The organism is Fenollaria massiliensis (genome assembly GCF_023347705.1).
Lineage (GTDB): Bacteria > Bacillota > Clostridia > Tissierellales > Peptoniphilaceae > Fenollaria > Fenollaria massiliensis.
Genome location: NZ_CP096649.1, coordinates 1231955 through 1252577 on the forward strand (window position 1 = coordinate 1231955; position 20623 = coordinate 1252577).

Genomic DNA, 20623 nt, shown 5'->3' on the forward strand with positions numbered 1-20623 from the left:
AACTCTCTTATCATAAAAGTCAAGTTTTTTGAATAATTATAAATAAATAAAGCCTCGATATTGAACTAATAAATTCATATATCAAGGCTTTATAGACATTCTTATTCTATAAAAATATTTCGTCTACCGTAAATATTATTTCGTTTAGCGTAAAAATTGTACCATGTATTGTTTTAAAATTGTTTCTAATTTATGTTTTATTTCATCTAGATCAAGTTCTCTAGTCCTCTTGTTTACATCATCTAAGAGGTCCCATATAGCAATGATTACCTTGGATGCGTTTGAGCTGTACATTCTTTCAACGATATCAAGTGTTGTGAAATTTTTCTTCATTGTGTAGTCTTCTATCCTTAGCTTCATATCGCTTGATGAATTTAAATACTTATCTAGCTCTTTCATATCAAAGTCTGAACTGTAATATACAGTAGTCTTGTCAAGGTTAAGAGGCAAACTCTTTTCATCTGCATTTATATCAAAGGCATCTTGTATTGTTTTTGACTCAAAAACTTTGCCTTCTTTCATTATTTTTTTAATAATTTTTGAATTGCATCTAATATAATCAGTAAAAACTTTATCTATTATATCATTTTCTTTCAAAACAGCAAAAATTTCTTCTATAGGGTTTTTATCTGCGCTTATAGTGTCCGCGTCCATGGTTTTTGCGTCAACTTTTATTGTTGTTTCGTAATCTTCTATGTCAACTAATCTAATGTAATCAAATAATTTTGAATAGTATCCGTATTTTTCTTTTATATACTCATAGCTGTCAAAGGCGATGAAGTCAAAGCTATAAACCAATCTTTTGTCAATTTTATTTAAGTCCTTATCCTCTTCGATTGCTTTTATGGCATAATTAAGCGGTCTTAGCTTGTTATCAACCTCGAAGTAGTCTTTCTTTGCCCAGACATCTGAAGAAAATTCGTTTAGATAAAATGATAAATCACATAAAATTTTCACGCCTAAGTTATTAGCATAATTTTTTAATTTTAAATACTGTCTATATAAAAGGAACTGAAGAAACTCTTGGAATTTTGCTTCTTCTTCTATATCCGCATCTAAATTATCCTTATACTTATTAATATTTATCTCTTCTTCAGAAAAATCTTCAAAAGAATTCTTCTTATTATATATAGTCATAAATAAAGCAAAATCTTTTAACCAATACTCGTTTTCTTTAATAAATTCTTGATATATGGCTTCTTTAGTAAAGTCTTGATAAGCTCTTTTATATACCAGCCTAAGCGCTTTAATCTTTTCTGTCTTTATTAGCTCTTTGTCATGAGCGTCAAATTTTTTCTCGGCTTCTTCGTCTAGCTTAAATATTTCTGCCGTGCTAAGTAGCCCCATGTTAATGAATTCATCAAGGTCTGCATATATTGGGTCGATGGCAAACTGGGATATGGTTTTATAATTTCTCAAATCTGAATCCATATACATGATTGGCTCTATATGCCAAATTTTTTGAGCTGAGCCATGTAAAAAATCTACCGCCTTCATGGCGTCTTTAAATGTGCCGTGCTTATATTTGCTCTTAAGCATACTTATTGGTAATAGTACGCCTGCTTCTCTAAGTGCGTCCAAAAAATCACCTTCTACTTCATATCGTTAATTAAATCATCTATCGCCTTTGACGGATCGAAATAATATTTTGTGCTTCTGATGCTAGCAAAGTTCCAGCCAACTCTTTCCAAAATATCTCTCTTTTCCATTTGATCGATGATTGTTTCGTCGTCTATATCAAATTCTGATCCTTCTGCTTCTACTATAAATTTCTTATCATCTTTTATAGCAAGTAGTGCTATATTATAAAGACCTGCCTCAACATTAGTTTTTACTTCTATGCCTCTTTCTTCAAGCTCTTTCTTTATGTCTTCTTCAAATGATGACAGCTCATATCTATTTCTCTTGTCAAAGACCATCTTGTCCTCAGGATTTATGAAAAATTCAATTAAAGTTCTTCTGATGTCGCCAAGTTTTAGATCTTTCTTGTAATCAAGCGATGTTACTAAAACTACTTGATCCTTTGCTCTTGATACGGCTACGTTGTATTTTTTCTTGTTCACATCGTAGGCGCCTTCGTTTAAAACTTTAAGCGTTTCATCTTTATCGTTTGAATCAACTGTACTTAAGAATATTATATCTCTCTCATCGCCTTGGAAAGCCGCTGGTCTACCGCATAAAATATTTAGCCTGTCATAATCTTGTAGACTTAATTTTTCTATAAGAAGCTTATCTATAAACTTAGCTTGATCCTCGCTAGCAAGTGATATAACGCCGATTGTTTTGCCCTCATAATCAGGCTCATCTTTTATCCTTAGTATTTCATCTGCAATATAATTTGCTTCTGCTTCATTCACTCTATCTTCATTTTTAATGCCATCTAATTTGACTAATTTTAGTGCAGGTTGAACTTTTGTCGACGATGACTCTCTTAGTGGCTTTATTATACCATCATAAGAAATAAAATTTGAGTAAGCAGCTATCATTGGCACGCTTCTAAAGTGCTCTTTAAGAGTCAAAACTGGGAAGCTTGTCTTAAGTATGTCGTATAGAGATGAGTTTAAATCATATAAATGGCTGTTTGCCACCTTGTCTTTAATGTACATATCTATAAGATTTCTTTGTTTGTCTTGGTCAATGCCGACTGCTTGTGGACTAACTTGTTCATCGTCGCCGACTATAATTGCCTTTTTCGCCAATTGAAGTATAGGTATAGATGAGATATCTGCTTGAGATGCTTCATCAATGATCAGATAGTCAAATTTTTGATTATAATCAAGACTTTCAAGTGCCTTGTCAATGGTCATGATCCAAGCAGGAACAGCTCTTTGGCACTTCTTAAGAAGTTCTTTTGCTTCTTTCTTTAAGCCAATTGCTTGCTTGCCAGTGCCTTTGCCAATCTTTTTCATAGTTAGCTGCCAGCCTTGTAATGCTTGCTTTTTCTCTATATCGTCCTTAATCTTAAGCATAAATGAGTGCCATGCCATGTTTGAAGCGAGCTCTTTAGTTATGTCATAAAGCTGCTTTTTGTACCAAGTCATCATCTTTTGATATTTTTCATAAGGCGTTCTATTTATCTTTGTTATAATGCCATCAAATTGCTTGTAATACCAATTTTCTTCGATATTTTCAGGTGCGTCCTTAAGACCATGAATATCAAAGCGATTATATATAAACTCTTTCCAAGTTGGCGCAACAGCTGCTAATTTGTCAAGAAGCTCGTTTCTCTTCTTAAGTATTTTAATTTTTTCGTAAGTCTTTTTAAGATTTTCAAAACTATCTCTATAGCTATCATAGTACTTAGTCTCAATCGCCGTATTCATTAGTAAAAGTAAATCAGACTTATTATCTTCATCTACTTTTAATTTATCAAGTGTATCATCAAGCTTTGCCTTAGCTGGAATATATTTTAAATCATATTCATCAGCTAGCTCAATGTATTTTCTTAAATCGTTTTTAATTAGATTCATCTCTTTGATAAATGAATCATGTGGCGATAAAACTTTGTTATTGACAAAGATGCTGTTCACGTTGATACCCTTGTCTTGCATTAGCTTGAACAAAGACTGAATGTTTTCGTCGTAGAACTTCATAAGCTTTGTAATTAGTGGCAAATAGCTTAATAGTTCTTTATTTTCAATAAGCTTTTCTCTGTCAAAATCAGCATTTGTCTTATATATAAGTTCATCGAAAAGTGCTTTTAGCTCGGAAATCTTTATATCTAGATTTATATTTACTATAGCGTCATCCATATCCTCGACAGTTACTAGGCCTTGGCCGTTAATACTAACGCTTGCCAAAACTTTTTTCCACGAATTTTTAAACATGGCGGATATACCCTTGATCTTTTTGCCTTCAACAAGCCTTGCTCTCATCTCTTCGAGTGACTGTCTTAGCTCTTTTTGATTCATATCACTTGGGTATATAAGTCTCTTGCCTCTTAAGTGATCAATGTTTCTGTCGTAGTAATCATCAAGCTCTGTGATTAATTCTGTTAATCTAATATAGCTCTTCTTGTCAGCATTGCCTGCCTTGGCGCTAACAATTACTTTTATTTGCCAATCTTCTAGCTTATCAAGGCTATTGATATAATCAATTTTTTCATATATATCTCTAAAATCTTCATCTGCCTTGCCACTATAAAGAGCGTTTTGATCAAGGTAGACTTTTTCCTTTAAAGTGATATTTCTTCTAATCTCTTCCTTAAGAGTCTTTGCTCTAAGAAGTGCAGCATCCATCGCATCTATGGCCTTTTCTAAATCCTCTGGACTGAGTATAGTATTTGGATCAGGTAGACCTATGTTTAGTTCTTTCTCGTCCTCTCTAGTAAGAGCCTCGTTTGAGTAGTATAAAAAGTCTATGTCGCCTTTTTGTATAGGAAGCTCTTCATATAGCTTCACCTCGCCCGGTATCTTGTTTAGACCCACATGGTCATGCAAGAATCTCGCCGCATCTATAGGACTAAAAACTTCTTCTCCAATAGTAATGCTCTTTAGCTCAGATGATTTGATGCTAAAGATTTTCTTTCTTGTTTCATTAAGTCTTTCTATAAGAATATTTCTATCCATATTAAGCTTTTGTATCTTTTCTTTAAGCTCTTCAATGGAGTGATTGCTTATATAATCAGTGATTGAGTCGATGGATTTTTCCATGTCCTCGTTATTGTCGTCAATAGTTGATACGCAAAGGGCTCTGATCTCTTCTTGAGTCATGCTCTTTAGTACCGATAAAGCTTTTTTCGTTTGTGATGCGACTAAAACAGTTTTACCTCTAGCTAAGATATCGCCCAATAGGTTCGCTATGGTATGAGTCTTGCCTGTTCCTGGAGGTCCTTGCACCAAAACAGTATCGTAGTTAGCAATTCTTTCAGCTACTTCAAGTTGCTCCTTGTTAGCTTCTTTAGTGAATAAAACACTTTGCGAAATGCCTTCGATGTTTCTGATCTTGTCATCAAGCGTCTCAGCTCTCTCTTCTGCTTCCTTTTCCTTGATGTTTACGCCGCATAGATTAAGTAGGCTCTTGTTTACTTCTGAACCTTTTTCTATGGACTCAATCATTTCATCAAGATTTTGTATAAAATCAGTTTCTTTATTTCTTAAATATAATAATGGTCTATTGATTATGGTAAAGGCTTTATCCGTTTCACTCGCATTTGTCTCTTGATAAGATGAGTCCGTATGCAGCCTTTTTGCCATAGACTTCATTAACTCACCCATTGACGCTGTATCAAATGGGTGGTAATAGTTCATGGATATGTGCTCCATGATATTTTTTAGCTCTAAGTGATTTATATTATCAATTAAAGATATTAGTTTTATATCAAGCGTCATGTCTCTGTTTGTATCGCGTATAGCTATACTATCTTTTCTTGAATCAAAATCAATAGCTGCCCTCTTTATTAATATAGGATGATAAATGTTCTTATCATATTTTGATATTAAAATACCATTAGCAAAGACTAATTCATATAAATGAGATTCGTTCTCAAGCTTGTAGTAAAGCTCTCTAAACTCTTTAAATAAATTTTGCACCCTAATATCTTCTTGCGTTTTTTGCGAATAAGGTCTAGTAATTCTAAGAATCACATCACTTGTTGAATCGCTTCCGCAAGAAAAATAAAGGAATTTATTATTAAGATTGATCTCATCCAAATACTTATTCCAAAGCTCGTCCTTAACATTTAGTATAGGCTTGTATTTATCATCAATAGTTTGCCTAATGTATTTAAATAATGAAATTACTCTTTGTCTCTCGTCCATTTCTTCTCCTATCTATGCTAATATTGCAAATAATAAATGTGCTGAAAATCCGGCTACTAAGCCGCCTATAGTGTGTGCGAATATTGATTTACCTGCTAAATCGTTATATCCAAGTGCATCCATCATCGCTATGTGTGTTGAAAGATATCCTGACCAGCACATACATATAGCTGTGAAAACTGCTACATCTGAGGCACTTGCTGCTCCTGTGTTAATTAATTCAGGTACTAGACCTATGGCAGCTCCAGCTGAACCAAGTGCTGTGATTGGAACGGCTATGCACTTGCCTGAAGTAAAACCAAATATCGGTTTAATTATAAAACTTAGTTTATCAGCTATTAATGGTAATAGCTTTACTCCTTCCTTTGCAGCTCCTGTATAAAGGCCATCTGGTCCCGGTCCGTTCGTTAATATAAGTACCACGGTACAAATAAGTATAACGCCCGGAACTATTGACATACCCATGTCAACGCCAATTTTGCCTCCATCAAGTAGAGCGTCAATAAATCTATTGAATGTTGATCCATCTCTAACAGGTCTTAGGTCCATGGTAGTTTTTTCTGCGTCAGCTTCGCCCACAGCCATTGCTTCAAGACCAAACTTTTTCTTTGTAAATAGCATCATGATCCTAACGCTGACAATTGAGCCAATTATAGCTCCTAAATTGCCTATAAGCGCTGCTTTGATGCTGCCATTAATTTTTAAGCCCATCATAGTAGTAGTCGTGATAAAGCCCATACCAAAGGCTGTACCAATGTTTGTTAGCGCTGGCACTTGATATTTTTTAAAATATCTCAAAAAGTTTTTATCCTTAGCTAGAGCAAGTATCGATGGGTTATCTGATAAATAACATGTCAAAACGCCTACAGATGCCGCCCCTGGTAAATCGTAAATTGGTTTCATTAGTTTTGAAAGAAGTTTATTAATTAAGGATATGACGCCAAACTCGCTAAGTATTGAAGATAATCCTCCAGCCACAACAGCTATCGCCATGATATAGAAACAAACTTCCATAAGCAAGGCATAAGCCGTGTTCATAAAGGTATTGATTAAATTGATGGCTCCCATCTTTGATGAAAGATAGTAGAAAAAGGCAAATAGTGCTGCCAAAAAGATAAATGTTTCTAAGCTAATAGCTTTTTTAAATTTTCTCTCCATAATTTTTTCCTGTTAAAATTTATTTTATGATGTCTAGCATCACGTCGTCAACTCTATTAAATGCGCTTCTGCATAATAGGCCAACATTTTTGATAGTGTCTTCAATATTGCCTGAAACTACTCCGACATTTTCTTTTGGAGTGCATCCGTTAAGCGCTAGAAACGCGCTAAGTACTGCTTCACCTGCGCATGTCGATAGCTTTAATGCACAAGTATTTTTTGCTCCATCGCAGATAAGTCCAGTTAGATTTGCAAACATATTTGAGCAAGCGCCCTCGATTTGTTCGTCTGTTCCACCCATCATCATAGTGATGCCAGCTGCAGCGCCAAGTCCAGCCGCTATAGCGCATCCGCACATGCCCGATAATTTTCCCGAGAATGTCTTAACAAATCTGTTAATCGCATGACCAAAGTATATAGCTCTAATCATGTCTTCTTTTTTTAGATTAAATTCTTCATATATTAAATATATAGGTATGATAACGTTTATGCCTTGATTGCCACTTCCGCCGCTAGTCATAACCATACAGTTTCCGCCACTCATCCTCATATCAGCAGCTGCCGCAGTTAATATCCTAGTTTTAGTGTAAGCATCATTAGAAATTATGTTTTTATTTTCCATCTTCTTAAGGCTTTGACCAAGAAGATTTGAATTTTTAAGCTTTAGTCCTTCATTAGCTGCGTGCATATTCATTTCAACGCCTTCTTCAATGAAGTCTAATTCTTCAAGTGGTGTCGATAAAACAAGCTCTTTAATCTTTTTAAGAGTAAGTTTTGACATGAACTCCTTCATTTCGTTACTTGACTCCTCTAGTTTATTTTCATAAAGAACTTTATCATCCACTTTTATGTATTCTACGTTAGTGTGACCCTTTTGCAAAAGTCCTTCTACGCATGCATCATCAAATTTAACAAGCATCCTTACATAGATGTCCGGCGTTTTTTCGTCATAGCTTAGCTTGATATTTAAAGCTTCTCTAAGTTCTTTTGCTCTAGATATCATCTCGTCATTAAATTTAGTTAAAACAAGAAGACCATCGTCCTTATTGCCTCCGCTAAGACCAAGTATAGCAGCAAGATCAAGACCGCAAGTGCCAGTATTTGGTATAGTAACGCTCTTGCCATTCTTATAAATATTCTTGCTAACAATTACATCAATCTCTTTTGCCTTGGCGATGTCTTCTTTTATGTAATCATTCATGAAAGCTCCTAAGTAACACACAGCGATAGGCTCAGTGCAGCCAAGAGCAGGCATCGTGTCTTCTTTGATAATATCAAGAAGCTCTTTTTCCTCATAAGTCATAGTATCACTCCTAAAAAATAATCTCCAAAATGATTATAACACAAAAAACTCTTTAGTTCAATGATTTTAAAAAGGAGAAAATAGTTTTTTTATAAATAAATTTTTGCAAAAAATAATTTTAATTAGAGCCGAGCATCTTAAAAAACATTACTATAAAAGTACATAAAATTGCAAAAAAGAAGTAGATTTTTTCTCTACTTCTCCTAAAAATTTATTTTTCATTATTCACAAATTTTTTTATAATTTTCTAGCTAAAAATACTAGATGCTCTTTCTCGTCCAGATGGTATTCGCATTTAAATCCTATCTTATTCAATGTTTCTGTGAGATATTCGGGAGAATAAACTTCAAAATCTAGCATATCCGCCCATTTTTTTATGTTTTTATGCTCTCTATATGCTCCTTCGTTGCATATTAGAAACTGACCGTCCTTAACTAAAACACGATGGATTTCCCTAAAAGATACTTCTATATTCTTCCAAAAATAAATTGTTTCAAAGGCAGTTACTATATTTATGGATTCATCTTCAAAAGGTAGTTTAGACACGTCTGCTTCAATAATTTTACACCTGCCATCTCTTATAGCTTCGCTATTTACTGAACTTGCGATATCTACACTTGTTTTAGAATAGTCCATTCCATATACTTTTTTAGCCTTTGTTAAGAAGTATTGAACATTACGTCCACCGCCACATCCTAGATCTAAAACTACATCCGAGGTTTTAATATTCAGAAAGGATCTACCCCATTTAGCCAATTTTTCATGGCCAATGTTCATTCCTTTCACCATGAAGCGACCGCCGAAATTATTTTTAGGATTTTTTACATTTTCAAAAAATTTTTTTAACATTTTTATCTCCTGCCTCCCGTTGATAACTATTATCAGTGTAATTTTATCATAAATTTTACGTTTATTCAATAATATATCCTATCCGCCTTGATATTTGCCAGATTTCAATAATCGAAATTCTTGATTTCCGATTTTCGGAATTCTGGACTTCTGTTTTTCGGAAGTCTTGTTTTTTGTATCTAAGGGTGTAACTTTTCGTTACCTCCCTTAGATTTCTCTGGTCATATCTTTTTTGCTTGGTTTTACTTCTACAATTTTTTCTAAGACTTTTTTTCATCTATGATGTTGTCTACAAAATGTCCGTCATGATCCAGTGCTGAAAATGATATGTCATTGTGCTTCCACTCCTTTCTTTGGAAATACTTTTCATGTTCTGTTATCTTCCAGTAGGCTTTGTAGACTTCTTCGCTTACAGGTACGGCTTTGCCTTTTACATAAAGGTAATATTCTTTATTAGCCATTGTGTTATCTTTCTTTTCTTTTTCTCTGTTTTGCTTTTTGAGAATAAAAAAGAAGGACTTCTACACTTTGGCGTAAAAAGTCCTCCGAAAATAACAATCAAATTAACTCTTATTGTTATTGAATTATTTAATTTTTGTGTGAAAAGTTACTTTCAAAAACTTTTATTATCAAAAAATATCGTAATCTCCCATTAAATACTCATTTATTTAGTCAAATATCAAAATGGATGTATTTACTTAAAACTCCATTTATTTGCTCGCTCTCTTATTGAAATGAATGATTTATATATCCCATCTTGAGTTATAAGCTCATTATGCGTTCCTTCTTGTGCTATTTCCCCTTTATCTAAAACAATGATGTTGTCTGCTTTCCTAACAGTCTCTAACCTGTGTGCAATCATAATAACTGTTTTATTCTGTACTAAATTATCGATGGCTTGCAAAATATGGCGTTCATTTTCTACATCTAAAGCACTGGTAAATTCATCTAAAATCACAACGGGAGCATCTTTGAGTATTGCTCTAGCTATCGCTATTCTTTGTTTTTCTCCACCGGATAAAGTGCTACCCTCTTCGCCAATTTTAGTTTCGTATCCTTTTTGCAAGCTTTTTATAAAGTCATGACAGCGCGCTTTTTTTGCAGCGGATATAACATCCTCATCACTGGCATTTGGCTTTGCTAAACGAATATTATTCATAATTGTATCTTCAAACAAATACACATTTTGAAATACCATACTTATATTTTTCATCAATTCTTCGGTGGAGATATTTGTTATTTTTGCTCCACCAATCAGAATTTCTCCTTCGCTTACATCATAAAATCTCGGTATAAGCTTGCAAAACGTTGTTTTTCCTGAACCTGAAGGTCCGATAATCGCTGTAAGTGTGTTCGGTTTAAGAGCTACTGATATTCCCTTTAAAACTTCTCCTTTTCCGTAAGAAAAACTCACGTTTTTAAATTCTATTTCGTTGGATTTTATATTTTGAATAGGTGATAATACCTTTATTTCTTCAGCATTTTCCATACTGCTTATATCCTTTAGTGAACTATCTAAAAGCCCAATCATAGAAAGAATAGAACCTGCTTGACTTACAGACTGGAATATTACAAAGCTCATAATCAATAAATTGATGGCTTTTTGAGGAGAAATTTCTCCACTATTCCACATAAAAAACGCATAGCTAATAATCATAATTTCAAACAGCTGTATCGTAAGACCGGCACATATGCTTGAGGGAATAGATTTTTCGGATAAATTTATATTATTGACACAACTACCATCTATATCTTTTTTTACTCTTTCATCTTTTTCTCCCATACCAAAAGCCTTAATTACGCTTATTCCCTGTATAAATTCAATAGCACTTTCCGTTAATTTTGTTTGTGCTAATTGTCTTTTGGGAGCTTCGCTTCTTGAAATTTTCATTTGATAATTAACTACAAACAAATATGTTAATATACCTGCAAATATTACAACTGAAACTCGCATTTCATAGTAAGCAAATCCTAAAACTATTGATATAGCAGATAAAATTCCACCTATCACATGAATTAAAATGATTGGTGCAACTTGTTCTACAGTTGAAATAGATGTAGTCAGTGTTGAGTTTATATTTCCTACTGAATTTTTACTAAAGAACCCTAAATAGAGTTTTTTAAATAATGAGCCAAAATATAACCTTTTATCTTTCGCCATCTCAAATCCAACGGATACAGAACCCAGTTGTGTGAAATAACCAAAACTAAATACGCCGATGATACATACAATTCCTAGTATCATTACCTTATAAATATAATTGTCCATTAAATTGCTATTAAACATGGCATTTACCGCTAAAATTATTGCTATCATTTTCAGCATAACGAACATGCCTTCTATAAATGATAGAATTAAAATTTTGACTAAACTGCCTTGCCTTTTCTCACTAAAGTTCCATACACTTTTTAGAGCTTCAAACATATTCTCACCTCCAATCAATTTGCTATTTCATATAAATGCTTATACGCAGAACACGACTTAATAAGTTCTTCATGTTTTCCATCGCAAATGATTTTCCCATTTTCCATATATATGATCTTATCTGCATTTATGACAGTTTTAATTTTATGTGTAATAACAATTAGTGTTTTTCCTTTGGTAAATTCCAGTAACGCTTCTTGAATTTTTTCTTCATTTTCAATATCTGTACTTGCAGTTGCTTCATCTAATATTATAATTGGAGCATTTTTTAGAATTGCTCTGGCAATAGCTATTCTTTGCTTTTCTCCGCCGGATAACCTATCCCCTGCGATGGTGTCATATCCATCAGGCAAAGTCACAATAAAATCATGGCAACCGGCTCTTTTAGCAGCTTCTATCACCTCATCATTCGTTGCATCTTTTTTACCTATTCTAATATTTTCCAAAATAGTATCATCAAATAAAAATGTATTTTGATCCACATAGGAGATAAGAGTATTCAGGTCATTCATTGAAAGGTCTTTTACCCCTATACCACCTATTTTTATTTTTCCTTTCTCAAAATCCCAAAATCCGGCTAAAAGTTTCATTAGAGTTGATTTTCCTGAACCTGAAGTACCAATAATTGCAGTCATAGTTTTTTCTTTAATGGTTAAATTCACATCATCAACATCATTTTTTGTCCCATCATAAGAAAATTGTAAATTTTCAAACACTATGTCGTATGTCATTTTTTCTTTTAAATTAGAATTCTCACTTCTCTTAAGTTCCGGATAATCTAAGATTCCTTTTATTTCCTTAGTAACAGTTCCCATCTGTGCCAATTGGTCAACATAACTGGATGCTTTAACAATCGGTTTAAATATACCAAGAGAAATCATCATAAACAAAAATAAACTTTGCTCAGTAAGAAACCCATTATTAAAAAATATCAATCCCACAACAATTGTTGGAAATATAGATACAGGAGCTATGCTATAGGAAAGAGACGCATAAATCTGTGAGCTTTTCATCCAGTTTATAGCATACTCCGCATGGCGTATGACTGCATTTTTATATTTAGCATATGAACTATCTTCCATATTGAAAGTTTTAATTACCTCAATCCCTTTGACATACTCTATAACCGCTTGATTCATATTCTTTTGTGCCTGTACTTGTCCCTCATATTTTTTCTTATATCCAATCATCATAAGCATTCCGATTGATAGTCCAAATATAACCCAAAGAAATATAATCCCGGTAAGCTTAATATTAACTGCAAGCATCCAAACAATCATGGCAATAGGTATCAATAGATTTGCAGTCATCTCAGGAAGTAGATGTGCTAATGTTTTTTCTATATCTTCCACCCTGTCTACCAATATAGTTTTTAATGTTCCACTAGGATTAATATCAAAATATCCCATCGGCAATCTAACAAATTTATCACAAATTGCATATCTTAAGTCCTTTAGCGTTAAGTATGCTGCTTTATGAGATATAAGTGTTGAAATATTTGAAAGCAGCACCCCTGATATTTTGCAAATTATAGTGAAAATCAAGACATATATCATGTTGTTTCCATGAAATCCTTTAAAGATATATCCCGCTAAAATTCCAACAAAAGCGTAGGATAACAGTTCGCATAGAACAGAAAGCATACTTAGCATAACAGATAAAATATATCTTTTTTTGTATGGCTTTATAAACGAATCCATTTCTTTAAAAAAGTTTGGTTCTTTCTCTTTTTTCATGACTTTACCCTATGCATTAGCTTCTTTTTCTAAAATATGTTTCCTTACGACCTTGCTACCTATATAAGCTCCTGCGATTGCTGAAACTATAACTAAGGCAAGTAAAATCAGCGTTCCCCAAGAAGAAATCATTTTGCCTGCCGCTATAATATTTGAAGCTAACTCCTTTTGTTTCATGGCTCCTATAGTTTTATTCAAGGCTATTGTATATGGATAAATTACACTTCCAATTGAAGCCAAAGTTTGCTGAATAACATAGCTGATTCCAATAACTTTTAAATTACCATAACCTTTTTTATATAATAAAAACTCTGCTATCAATCCTGAAATTACAAACATCAAAATATATGGTGGATAGAATGCTATAACTCCTTGAATAAGGGAATATATAAAAAACGCTCCTCTTTTTTTCACTTTCACTCCGATAACATAGAAAACAATACCCTGTAATAATGAGTAAAGCACCGGTGTTAAAAGTATGGTAATTGGTGTTGCATACATGAATGTTCCTATCGAAAATATCAAAATGTTACACAATGATAATAAAGTAACTGTAATGATATCTTTCGCTTTCAATTTGTTTTTGTGCATGATTAAGTCCTCCTATTTTTATAAAATATTTATCATCAAAATTACTATCATTCCAATCATCAATATGTAATCGCACAAATTGAACTGTAAAGTAACATAAGATGATTTTTTATGATTTAAAGCAATTCCTCTTGTTTCTGCTGAAGCTGATAAAGTTTCGCCTATTCTTACCACTCGAAAAATGAGTGATACAATCAGAGCCTCAAGATATTCTATTTTTTCTTTTATTATATTTTTATGCTTGCAACTTCCTCTATTTCTAAGCACCTGTCTAAGTAATTTAAAATCATTCCTTAGCACCGGGAAAAACCTGAAAGAAACTGCAAGAATCAATAATAACTTCTCAGGTATTCTTATTTTTCTAAGTCCCGCAAGCATATTTGTTGCCCCTCTACCTCCAAGAATAATAGGAAATAGTAGAAATATTAAAATAAATCTAGGAAACAAATTTGCAGTAAATATTGTAATTTCATTTGGATATATGATTTCAAGACCGTAAATAAGCCCTATAATGACAGAAGTAATTCCTAAAGTCTTGTATCTTCTATTTGCAAGAGAAAAAACGAGAGCTAATAAATTGCATTCAAAAATCAAACTTTTATTGTCGATTCCTACTGCAACCATACAAAGAAGCCAAAACAAAATATTTGTTCTCGAATCTATAAGATTTTTTTCTCTTTTTGCCGGAGGTTGATCTTCTAAATCTTTTTCAAATATACTTTTAATGCTTTCAATATCTCTATTCTCTTTTACTTCGCAAATCCTTTGTATCGTTCCATCATCAAGTTCCAAACATTTATCCGCAACTGATGAAATAAATTCTAAGTCATGGCTAATTGTTATCACGATTTTTTTCTTTTTCATGTCGTTTATCAATCCCACAACAGTATCTAAACTTTTTTTGTCCATTCCTGAGGTTGGTTCATCTAAAATAACCACACTTTTATCCGAAAGATACGCCATCATTAAGGTTAATTTTTGCATTTGCCCACCTGAAAGAGAAAATGGATGTCTATCACGATATTTCCACATATCAAACTTTTTAAGTAGAGCTTCTATCTCATCATATTTGTTTCGATTTACACCGTACTTCAGTTCAGATAATACAGAATTTGTAAAAAATTGAAATTCAGCTTCTTGCATAATAAAGAGGCTATCCTGCGATAGCTGCCTATGGCTCAATTCTTTTTCCTTTAGAAAAACTCTTCCCTTTTTTGGTTTCAATAATCCACATATACATTTTCCTAAGGTGGTTTTACCTGAACCATTTTTGCCAATCAAGCAAGTCACTTCTCCCAAATAAGCTGTAAACGACAAATCATTTAAAATATGTTGTTTTTTATATCCAAAGGATATATTTTTTACCTCTAATTTATCATTGACAACATTAGAACACTTCTTCTGAACCTCAATCTGCTTCAAATCCGTAACTCGTAAACACAAATTATTTAATTCATCCTTAGAAAATATCTTAAAATCGTCCTTATCATACTTTTCATAAAAGCTTCCATTTTTTATTAGCCAATATTCATCAGCCAACTCTTTCAAATAGTAAAGCCTATGTTCACTGATTATTAGAGTTTTTCCATCTTCTTTTAGAAGCAATAAGATATTTTTCAGTTTTTCTATGGCTAAATAATCTAAGTTTGCAGTTGGCTCGTCAAGTAAAATAATATCCGTATCCATTGCCCAAGCAGACATAATCGCTATTAGTTGACGCTCTCCGCTTGAAAGTTTGAATACTTCCCTATTTTTCAAATACTCCAAGCCAAATTTTGAAAAAGCTTCTTCTGTTCTTCTTTTTATTATTTCATGGCTTAACCCTTTATTTTCAAGTCCAAAAGATACTTCCGTATCGCTTTCCATTGTAAAAAATTGACTTCTTGGATCTTGAAAAACGGACGAAATCAATTCTCCAACTTCTCCAATGTTCTTGTTTTCTATATTGTTGCTATTTACCAAGATATAGCCATTAAATATCCCATCATAGAACTCCGGTATTAAATGGTTTAAGCACCTAAGTAATGTTGATTTTCCACATCCACTTTCGCCACAAAGAACTATGCAATCTCCTTTTGATATGCTGCCAATTACATCATCTAACGACTTTTCCTTTTTGCCTTCATAGGAAAAATCTATTTTAAAATCTAAAATATTTTCGTCCTTCTTGCCTTTATCGTACATAAATTCAATACCTATTTATAATTTCATCAAATATCTTTTCCCAACCCGCCACAATAAATTCGCCGAGCATTTTTGTGTACTCGATTGTCTCCTCTTTGCTATATCCTTTTTCAATCACTAATTTAAAAGCACTAAATTGTTGATTCATTAAAAGCTCTACCAAATCTAATTTCATCTCACTTATATTCGGGTCTATATTTTCCCTTATAAATTGTTTTGTTATGGAAATTTTATTATTCATCATTTCACGAAACATTCCTTCTACAGAACTGCCTTTACTTGAGCAAAGTATTAGTTTGCACTCCTCGTAATATTTAAATAACACATCTACATATCCTTTGGTTTCTTTCTGAATGTTAAGCAAAAAATGATCAAAGTTTTTATCTGCGCAATATTCCATATACGAGTATTCGTTCTCTTTTCTTTTCACACTTATAGCTTCTAAAAATTCTTTTATCAAACTATAAAAAAGTTCATCTTTCCCTTTATACCTTGTATAGATTGCTCCCGTTGTAATTCCCGCTCTTTTAGCAATATTGCCTATTGTAGCAGCCTGAAATCCATATTGCAAAAACTCTATTTTAGCAGCTTCAATGATTGGTTTATCAAGTTCATGGTTTCTATTTGCCATGTCCATTCCTCCATTCTTACAAAACTTTAATTTTAATAGTATAATCAATAATAGAATTATCAATAATGATATTATTGATTATATATCAGTTAGTCTTAGTTGTCAAGACATATGTTACACTTAGAGAAATATTCTTTTACAACTTGGTTTGGTGTCTTAAAATTTAATGATATTTTAGCTGTATTGTTATATCTATTTTGATGTTTATTTATTTGCTTAATTAGATCTTTTTCTCTTGTAAATATTTTTCTGTTATAAACTATTTTACTATCTTCTCTATGGCTTCTTTCTACTTTTCCATTTTGCCATGGTGAGTATGGTCTTATTCTTTTAACCTTCATTCCTAATTTTTGTGCAACTGTTTCGAATGCGCTTGTTTTGTCTGTCTTATCTCCATCATTTACAAATTCATATCCATTGTTTACTTGTATTGTGTTTATTTTAAATCCTAATTTGTTTTCTAGTTCTATTAAAAATTTACTTGTTTCGTATGTGCTTTTTTCTTTAACTATTTTTAGTATTCTTTTTCTACTAAACTCATCTATTGCTGTTATTTGATAGTATTTATATCCATATGCTGGAAACTTTATACACTCTTGTGGAACGTGTTTTATATCTACTTGTACTTTATCTCCTGGATATTTGCCGTCTAGTTTTATATACTTTGTATAGCTTTTACGGCACTTTTCCACGTTTTTGTATCCTTTTACACGTATTTGTCTACACATGCTCCAAAAACTTCTTGTGTAGCCTTTTGCTAAGCATCTAACGTATACTTCTGCTAGTCCGTAGATACCGTTTCTTCTATACATATCTTTTATCAGTTTAAGTTCTTCTTCTGTGTGCGCATTTGGGCTATTGTGTGGTCTTCTTGACTTAAGTGCTAGGCTTCTAACTGTTCCATCGTATTTTTTTAATTGTCTGTAAACGAATTGGCGATTTGTATGGTAGCGTCTTGCGGCTTTTGTTGCTCCATATTTTAAGGCATAATCACATAATCTCTTGCGAAAACGCATTTCTTCTGTTATATTTATCATGAGAGAGGTTCCTTTCTGGTTTTTTTGTTGTCAAACCTATTATATTAGAATACCTCTCTTTTTTTATTTGTTTTTGTAACATATGTTATACCACATAACAAATAAAATTTATGCTCTTGACTTTCGTGTGCTAAAAGCTTATACTGTAATTAGTGGACTATGCTTTATGTAAAATTAAAGGAGGTATATTATGAGCGAAAAATATCCATTAAATGTTCCTACTCCAACGCATTTCACATACGTGGTAAAGGACCTGCCAAAAGTTACAGTTGAAGAGCGTGAAAAAGCTCTTAAGGCTACTCACTACAACGAGTTTGCGTTTCCATCGGGGCTATTAACTATTGATATGCTATCTGACTCGGGTACAACTGCCATGACTAACACTCAATGGGCATCTTTATTTTTAGGCGACGAGGCTTATGGCAGAAATACTGGCTACTACGTTCTTCTTGATACTTTTAGAGACATCTTTGAACGCGGCGGAGAAAAGAACTGGAAAAAAACTTTAGATCTAGTTAGAACTGATTGCAGAGATGTTGAGAAGATGATGAACGAGGTTTATCTATGTGAATACGAGGGCGGCCTCTTCAATGGCGGCGCTGCTCAAATGGAAAGACCTAACTCCTTTATCATTCAACAAGGACGTGCGGCTGAATCGGTTCTTATGGAGATAGTTAAAAATATATTGACTGAGCGTCATCCTGGTAAAGTCTTCACTATACCATCAAACGGTCACTTCGATACGACTGAAGGCAATATCAAGCAAATGGGCTCCATCCCAAGAAATTTATATAATAAAAAACTTTTATATGAAATACCTGAGGGCGGCAAATATGATAAGAATCCATTCAAGGGCAATATGGACCTAGAAAAACTTGAAGAGCTAATCAATGGCGTTGGCGTCCAAAATGTTCCATTGATATTTATGTGCATAACAAATAACACTGTTTGTGGTCAACCTGTTTCTATGGCGAACATTAGAGAAGTTAATAAAATCGCTCACAAATATAATATACCACTAATTTTTGACGTAGCTCGTTGGGCAGAAAATTCTTATTTCATCAAGATGAATGAAGAAGGCTACGAAGATAAGTCCATAGCCGAGATAGCAAGTGAAATGTTCTCATACTGTGACGGCTTCTGTATGTCAGCTAAAAAAGATGGCCACGCTAATATGGGTGGTATGCTTGCCTTTAGAGACAAAGGTTTATTCTGGCAAAAATTTTCTGACTTTAATGAAGATGGCTCCATGAAGATGGATGTCGGCGTAAGACTTAAAGTTAAACAAATTTCTTGCTACGGCAATGACTCATATGGCGGCATGAGCGGCCACGATATCATGGCTCTAGCTGTTGGTCTATATGAAAGCTGCGATTTTAATTACATGGACAGCCGTGTTAAACAAGTTGAGTATCTTGCTCAAGGCTTTTTCAAAGCAGGCGTTAAGGGCGTTGTGCTTCCTGCTGGTGGTCATGCAGTTTACATCAACATGGATGAATTTTTCGATGGCAAGCGCGGTCACGATACTTTTGCTGGTCAAGGATTTTCACTTGAACTTATTAGGCGCTACGGCATAAGAGTTGCTGAGCTTGGAGATTTCTCTATGGAATATGATTTAAAAACTCCTGAGCAACAAGCTGAGCTAGCAAACGTTGTTCGTTTCGCGATAGATAGAAGCAGGCTTAGTCAAGAGCACCTTGATTATGTTATAGCCGCTGTTAAAGCACTTTATGAAGACAGAGAAAGCATTCCAAATATGAGGATACTTTGGGGCAAGAACCTACCAATGAGACACTTCCACGCATTTTTGGAACCATATAAAAACGAAGAAAAATAATTTATATAAAAGAGGCGAAAATTTTATCTTTTCGCCTTTTTGTGTACATACAAAAAAGAGATGTGAATAAAAATCACATCTCTTTATCTTATGCTTATAAATTTTCCGTCTTTAAAAATTTTTCTCACATATTTTTCAAAGTCTTTTTTGCTAAAGTCTAAGACTCTTTCACATTTTATGCACTTGAGCCTTATTCCTACATCCACTGAAATGATTTTAAATTCATCACTTCCACATGGATGAGACTTTTTCATCTTAACAATGTCATCTAGCCTATACTCAAGCATTAGTAATCAAAGACCTCGCCTTCAATTTTCTTGTCTTCGATAAGTTTATTGACTCTATCAAGGTCGTCTTTGCTAAAAACTATTGACAAGCCGCAAGATAAGCTAACGTGTCTTGGTGTTGGTATCATCTTGTACTCTATAGCTTCACTCTTAAAAACTCCTTCTGCAAGTATTGCGTGGTGAGTTGAGTTAAAGCTTAAAACGTATTTTTTCATTATGATAAAACTATATTTCTATCTGCTTTTTCTAATGTTTCGTAAATAGTATACATATTAGAAATTTCGCCAACTGCTAATTTTTCTTTTAAGCCGTAGAAGTCAAGACAAGTTCCGCAAGAGATAATCTTAACGCCATTGTCCGCCATGCTCTTAATATCGTCAAGTACTTCGCTTCCTTCACAAGTTAATTTAACTCCACCATTGAAAAATACAATAGTTTTTGGTAGTGGAGCTGTTTGTGAAACTGTGTATAAAAAGCTCTTAATTAGTATAGCACCAAGCTTTTCATCGCCATGACCCATAACGTTAGTGCCTATACCTATAACAAATGTTTCGTCATCAGATTTTAGTTCAACTGCATGATCTTTGTTTATAGTTACCTTGTAATCTTCGCCAACTGATTCAACTGTAGCCTTTAAGCCCATGGACTCAGCTAGTCTTGATAAATTTTCAGTAGCAACTTTATTATCAACAAGTGTGCATACTACTCCTGTTTCCATTGCGTCCAATTCTTTCTTTGTTAATATAACTGGTTTTGGACATTCTAATTTTCTTGCATCTATTTCCTTCATAAATACCGCCTCCTAATTATAATTTATACTTAAAAT

The 20623-nt window shown here is 33.3% G+C and carries 16 protein-coding genes; 1 reads left to right on the forward strand and 15 read right to left on the reverse strand.

The window, feature by feature from the left end; genetic code table 11:
• Positions 1 to 144 precede the first annotated feature (144 nt).
• The 12 genes from M1R53_RS06100 to M1R53_RS06155 form a co-directional block, all read right to left on the reverse strand.
• A complete protein-coding gene (locus M1R53_RS06100; RefSeq protein ID WP_249242365.1) occupies positions 145 to 1581 on the reverse strand; it encodes a 4-alpha-glucanotransferase in 1437 nt (478 codons plus the stop codon).
• Between the two features lie 11 nt (positions 1582 to 1592).
• The gene (locus M1R53_RS06105) at positions 1593 to 5759 is read right to left on the reverse strand and encodes an AAA domain-containing protein (RefSeq protein WP_249242366.1); all 4167 of its coding nucleotides are present in this window, start codon (positions 5757 to 5759) and stop codon (positions 1593 to 1595) included.
• A 12-nt stretch (positions 5760 to 5771) separates the two neighbouring features.
• Entirely contained in the window at positions 5772 to 6917 is a 1146-nt protein-coding gene (locus M1R53_RS06110; RefSeq protein WP_019214034.1) for a CD0519/CD1768 family membrane protein, read from the reverse strand.
• A gap of 19 nt (positions 6918 to 6936) precedes the next feature.
• The gene (locus tag M1R53_RS06115) at positions 6937 to 8220 is read right to left on the reverse strand and encodes an L-cysteine desulfidase family protein (RefSeq protein WP_070600450.1); all 1284 of its coding nucleotides are present in this window, start codon (positions 8218 to 8220) and stop codon (positions 6937 to 6939) included.
• A 237-nt stretch (positions 8221 to 8457) separates the two neighbouring features.
• Positions 8458 to 9069: a class I SAM-dependent methyltransferase gene (locus M1R53_RS06120; RefSeq protein ID WP_249242367.1), complete on the reverse strand. Its 612-nt coding sequence runs from the start codon at positions 9067 to 9069 to the stop codon at positions 8458 to 8460.
• 260 nt (positions 9070 to 9329) lie between these two features.
• On the reverse strand, positions 9330 to 9530 hold the full coding sequence (locus M1R53_RS06125; protein WP_428979548.1) for a hypothetical protein: 201 nt from the start codon (positions 9528 to 9530) through the stop codon (positions 9330 to 9332).
• A 233-nt stretch (positions 9531 to 9763) separates the two neighbouring features.
• On the reverse strand, positions 9764 to 11494 hold the full coding sequence (locus M1R53_RS06130; protein ID WP_249242368.1) for an ABC transporter ATP-binding protein: 1731 nt from the start codon (positions 11492 to 11494) through the stop codon (positions 9764 to 9766).
• A 14-nt stretch (positions 11495 to 11508) separates the two neighbouring features.
• Positions 11509 to 13230, reverse strand: coding sequence for an ABC transporter ATP-binding protein (locus M1R53_RS06135; RefSeq protein ID WP_249242369.1), 1722 nt, complete (start codon positions 13228 to 13230; stop codon positions 11509 to 11511).
• 9 nt (positions 13231 to 13239) lie between these two features.
• Positions 13240 to 13821 (reverse strand): MptD family putative ECF transporter S component, encoded by a 582-nt coding sequence (locus M1R53_RS06140; RefSeq protein ID WP_034545139.1) that lies wholly within the window; start codon positions 13819 to 13821, stop codon positions 13240 to 13242.
• Positions 13822 to 13839: 18 nt separating this feature from the next.
• The gene (locus M1R53_RS06145) at positions 13840 to 16005 is read right to left on the reverse strand and encodes an ATP-binding cassette domain-containing protein (RefSeq protein WP_249242370.1); all 2166 of its coding nucleotides are present in this window, start codon (positions 16003 to 16005) and stop codon (positions 13840 to 13842) included.
• Between the two features lie 4 nt (positions 16006 to 16009).
• Entirely contained in the window at positions 16010 to 16636 is a 627-nt protein-coding gene (locus M1R53_RS06150; protein ID WP_249242371.1) for a TetR/AcrR family transcriptional regulator, read from the reverse strand.
• A 95-nt stretch (positions 16637 to 16731) separates the two neighbouring features.
• Complete coding sequence (locus M1R53_RS06155) at positions 16732 to 17673, reverse strand: DDE-type integrase/transposase/recombinase (RefSeq protein WP_249242372.1); 942 nt, start codon at positions 17671 to 17673, stop codon at positions 16732 to 16734.
• Between the two features lie 190 nt (positions 17674 to 17863).
• On the opposite strand from M1R53_RS06155, the gene M1R53_RS06160 reads away from it, so the two are divergent.
• Positions 17864 to 19510, forward strand: a complete 1647-nt coding sequence (locus tag M1R53_RS06160; protein ID WP_249242373.1) for a tryptophanase — start codon at positions 17864 to 17866, stop codon at positions 19508 to 19510.
• Between the two features lie 83 nt (positions 19511 to 19593).
• Here M1R53_RS06160 and M1R53_RS06165 read toward each other — a convergent pair whose 3' ends face one another.
• The 3 genes from M1R53_RS06165 to yedF are packed head-to-tail and all read right to left on the reverse strand — an operon-like array spanning position 19594 to position 20587.
• Positions 19594 to 19797, reverse strand: a complete 204-nt coding sequence (locus tag M1R53_RS06165; protein WP_249242374.1) for a DUF951 family protein — start codon at positions 19795 to 19797, stop codon at positions 19594 to 19596.
• Positions 19797 to 20012, reverse strand: coding sequence for a putative Se/S carrier protein (locus tag M1R53_RS06170; RefSeq protein WP_019214046.1), 216 nt, complete (start codon positions 20010 to 20012; stop codon positions 19797 to 19799). The genes M1R53_RS06165 and M1R53_RS06170 overlap by 1 nt, the downstream gene beginning before the upstream one ends.
• Complete coding sequence (gene yedF, locus M1R53_RS06175; protein ID WP_249242375.1) at positions 20012 to 20587, reverse strand: sulfurtransferase-like selenium metabolism protein YedF; 576 nt, start codon at positions 20585 to 20587, stop codon at positions 20012 to 20014. Before yedF ends, M1R53_RS06170 begins: the two co-directional genes overlap by 1 nt.
• Between the last annotated feature and the right edge of the window lie 36 nt (positions 20588 to 20623).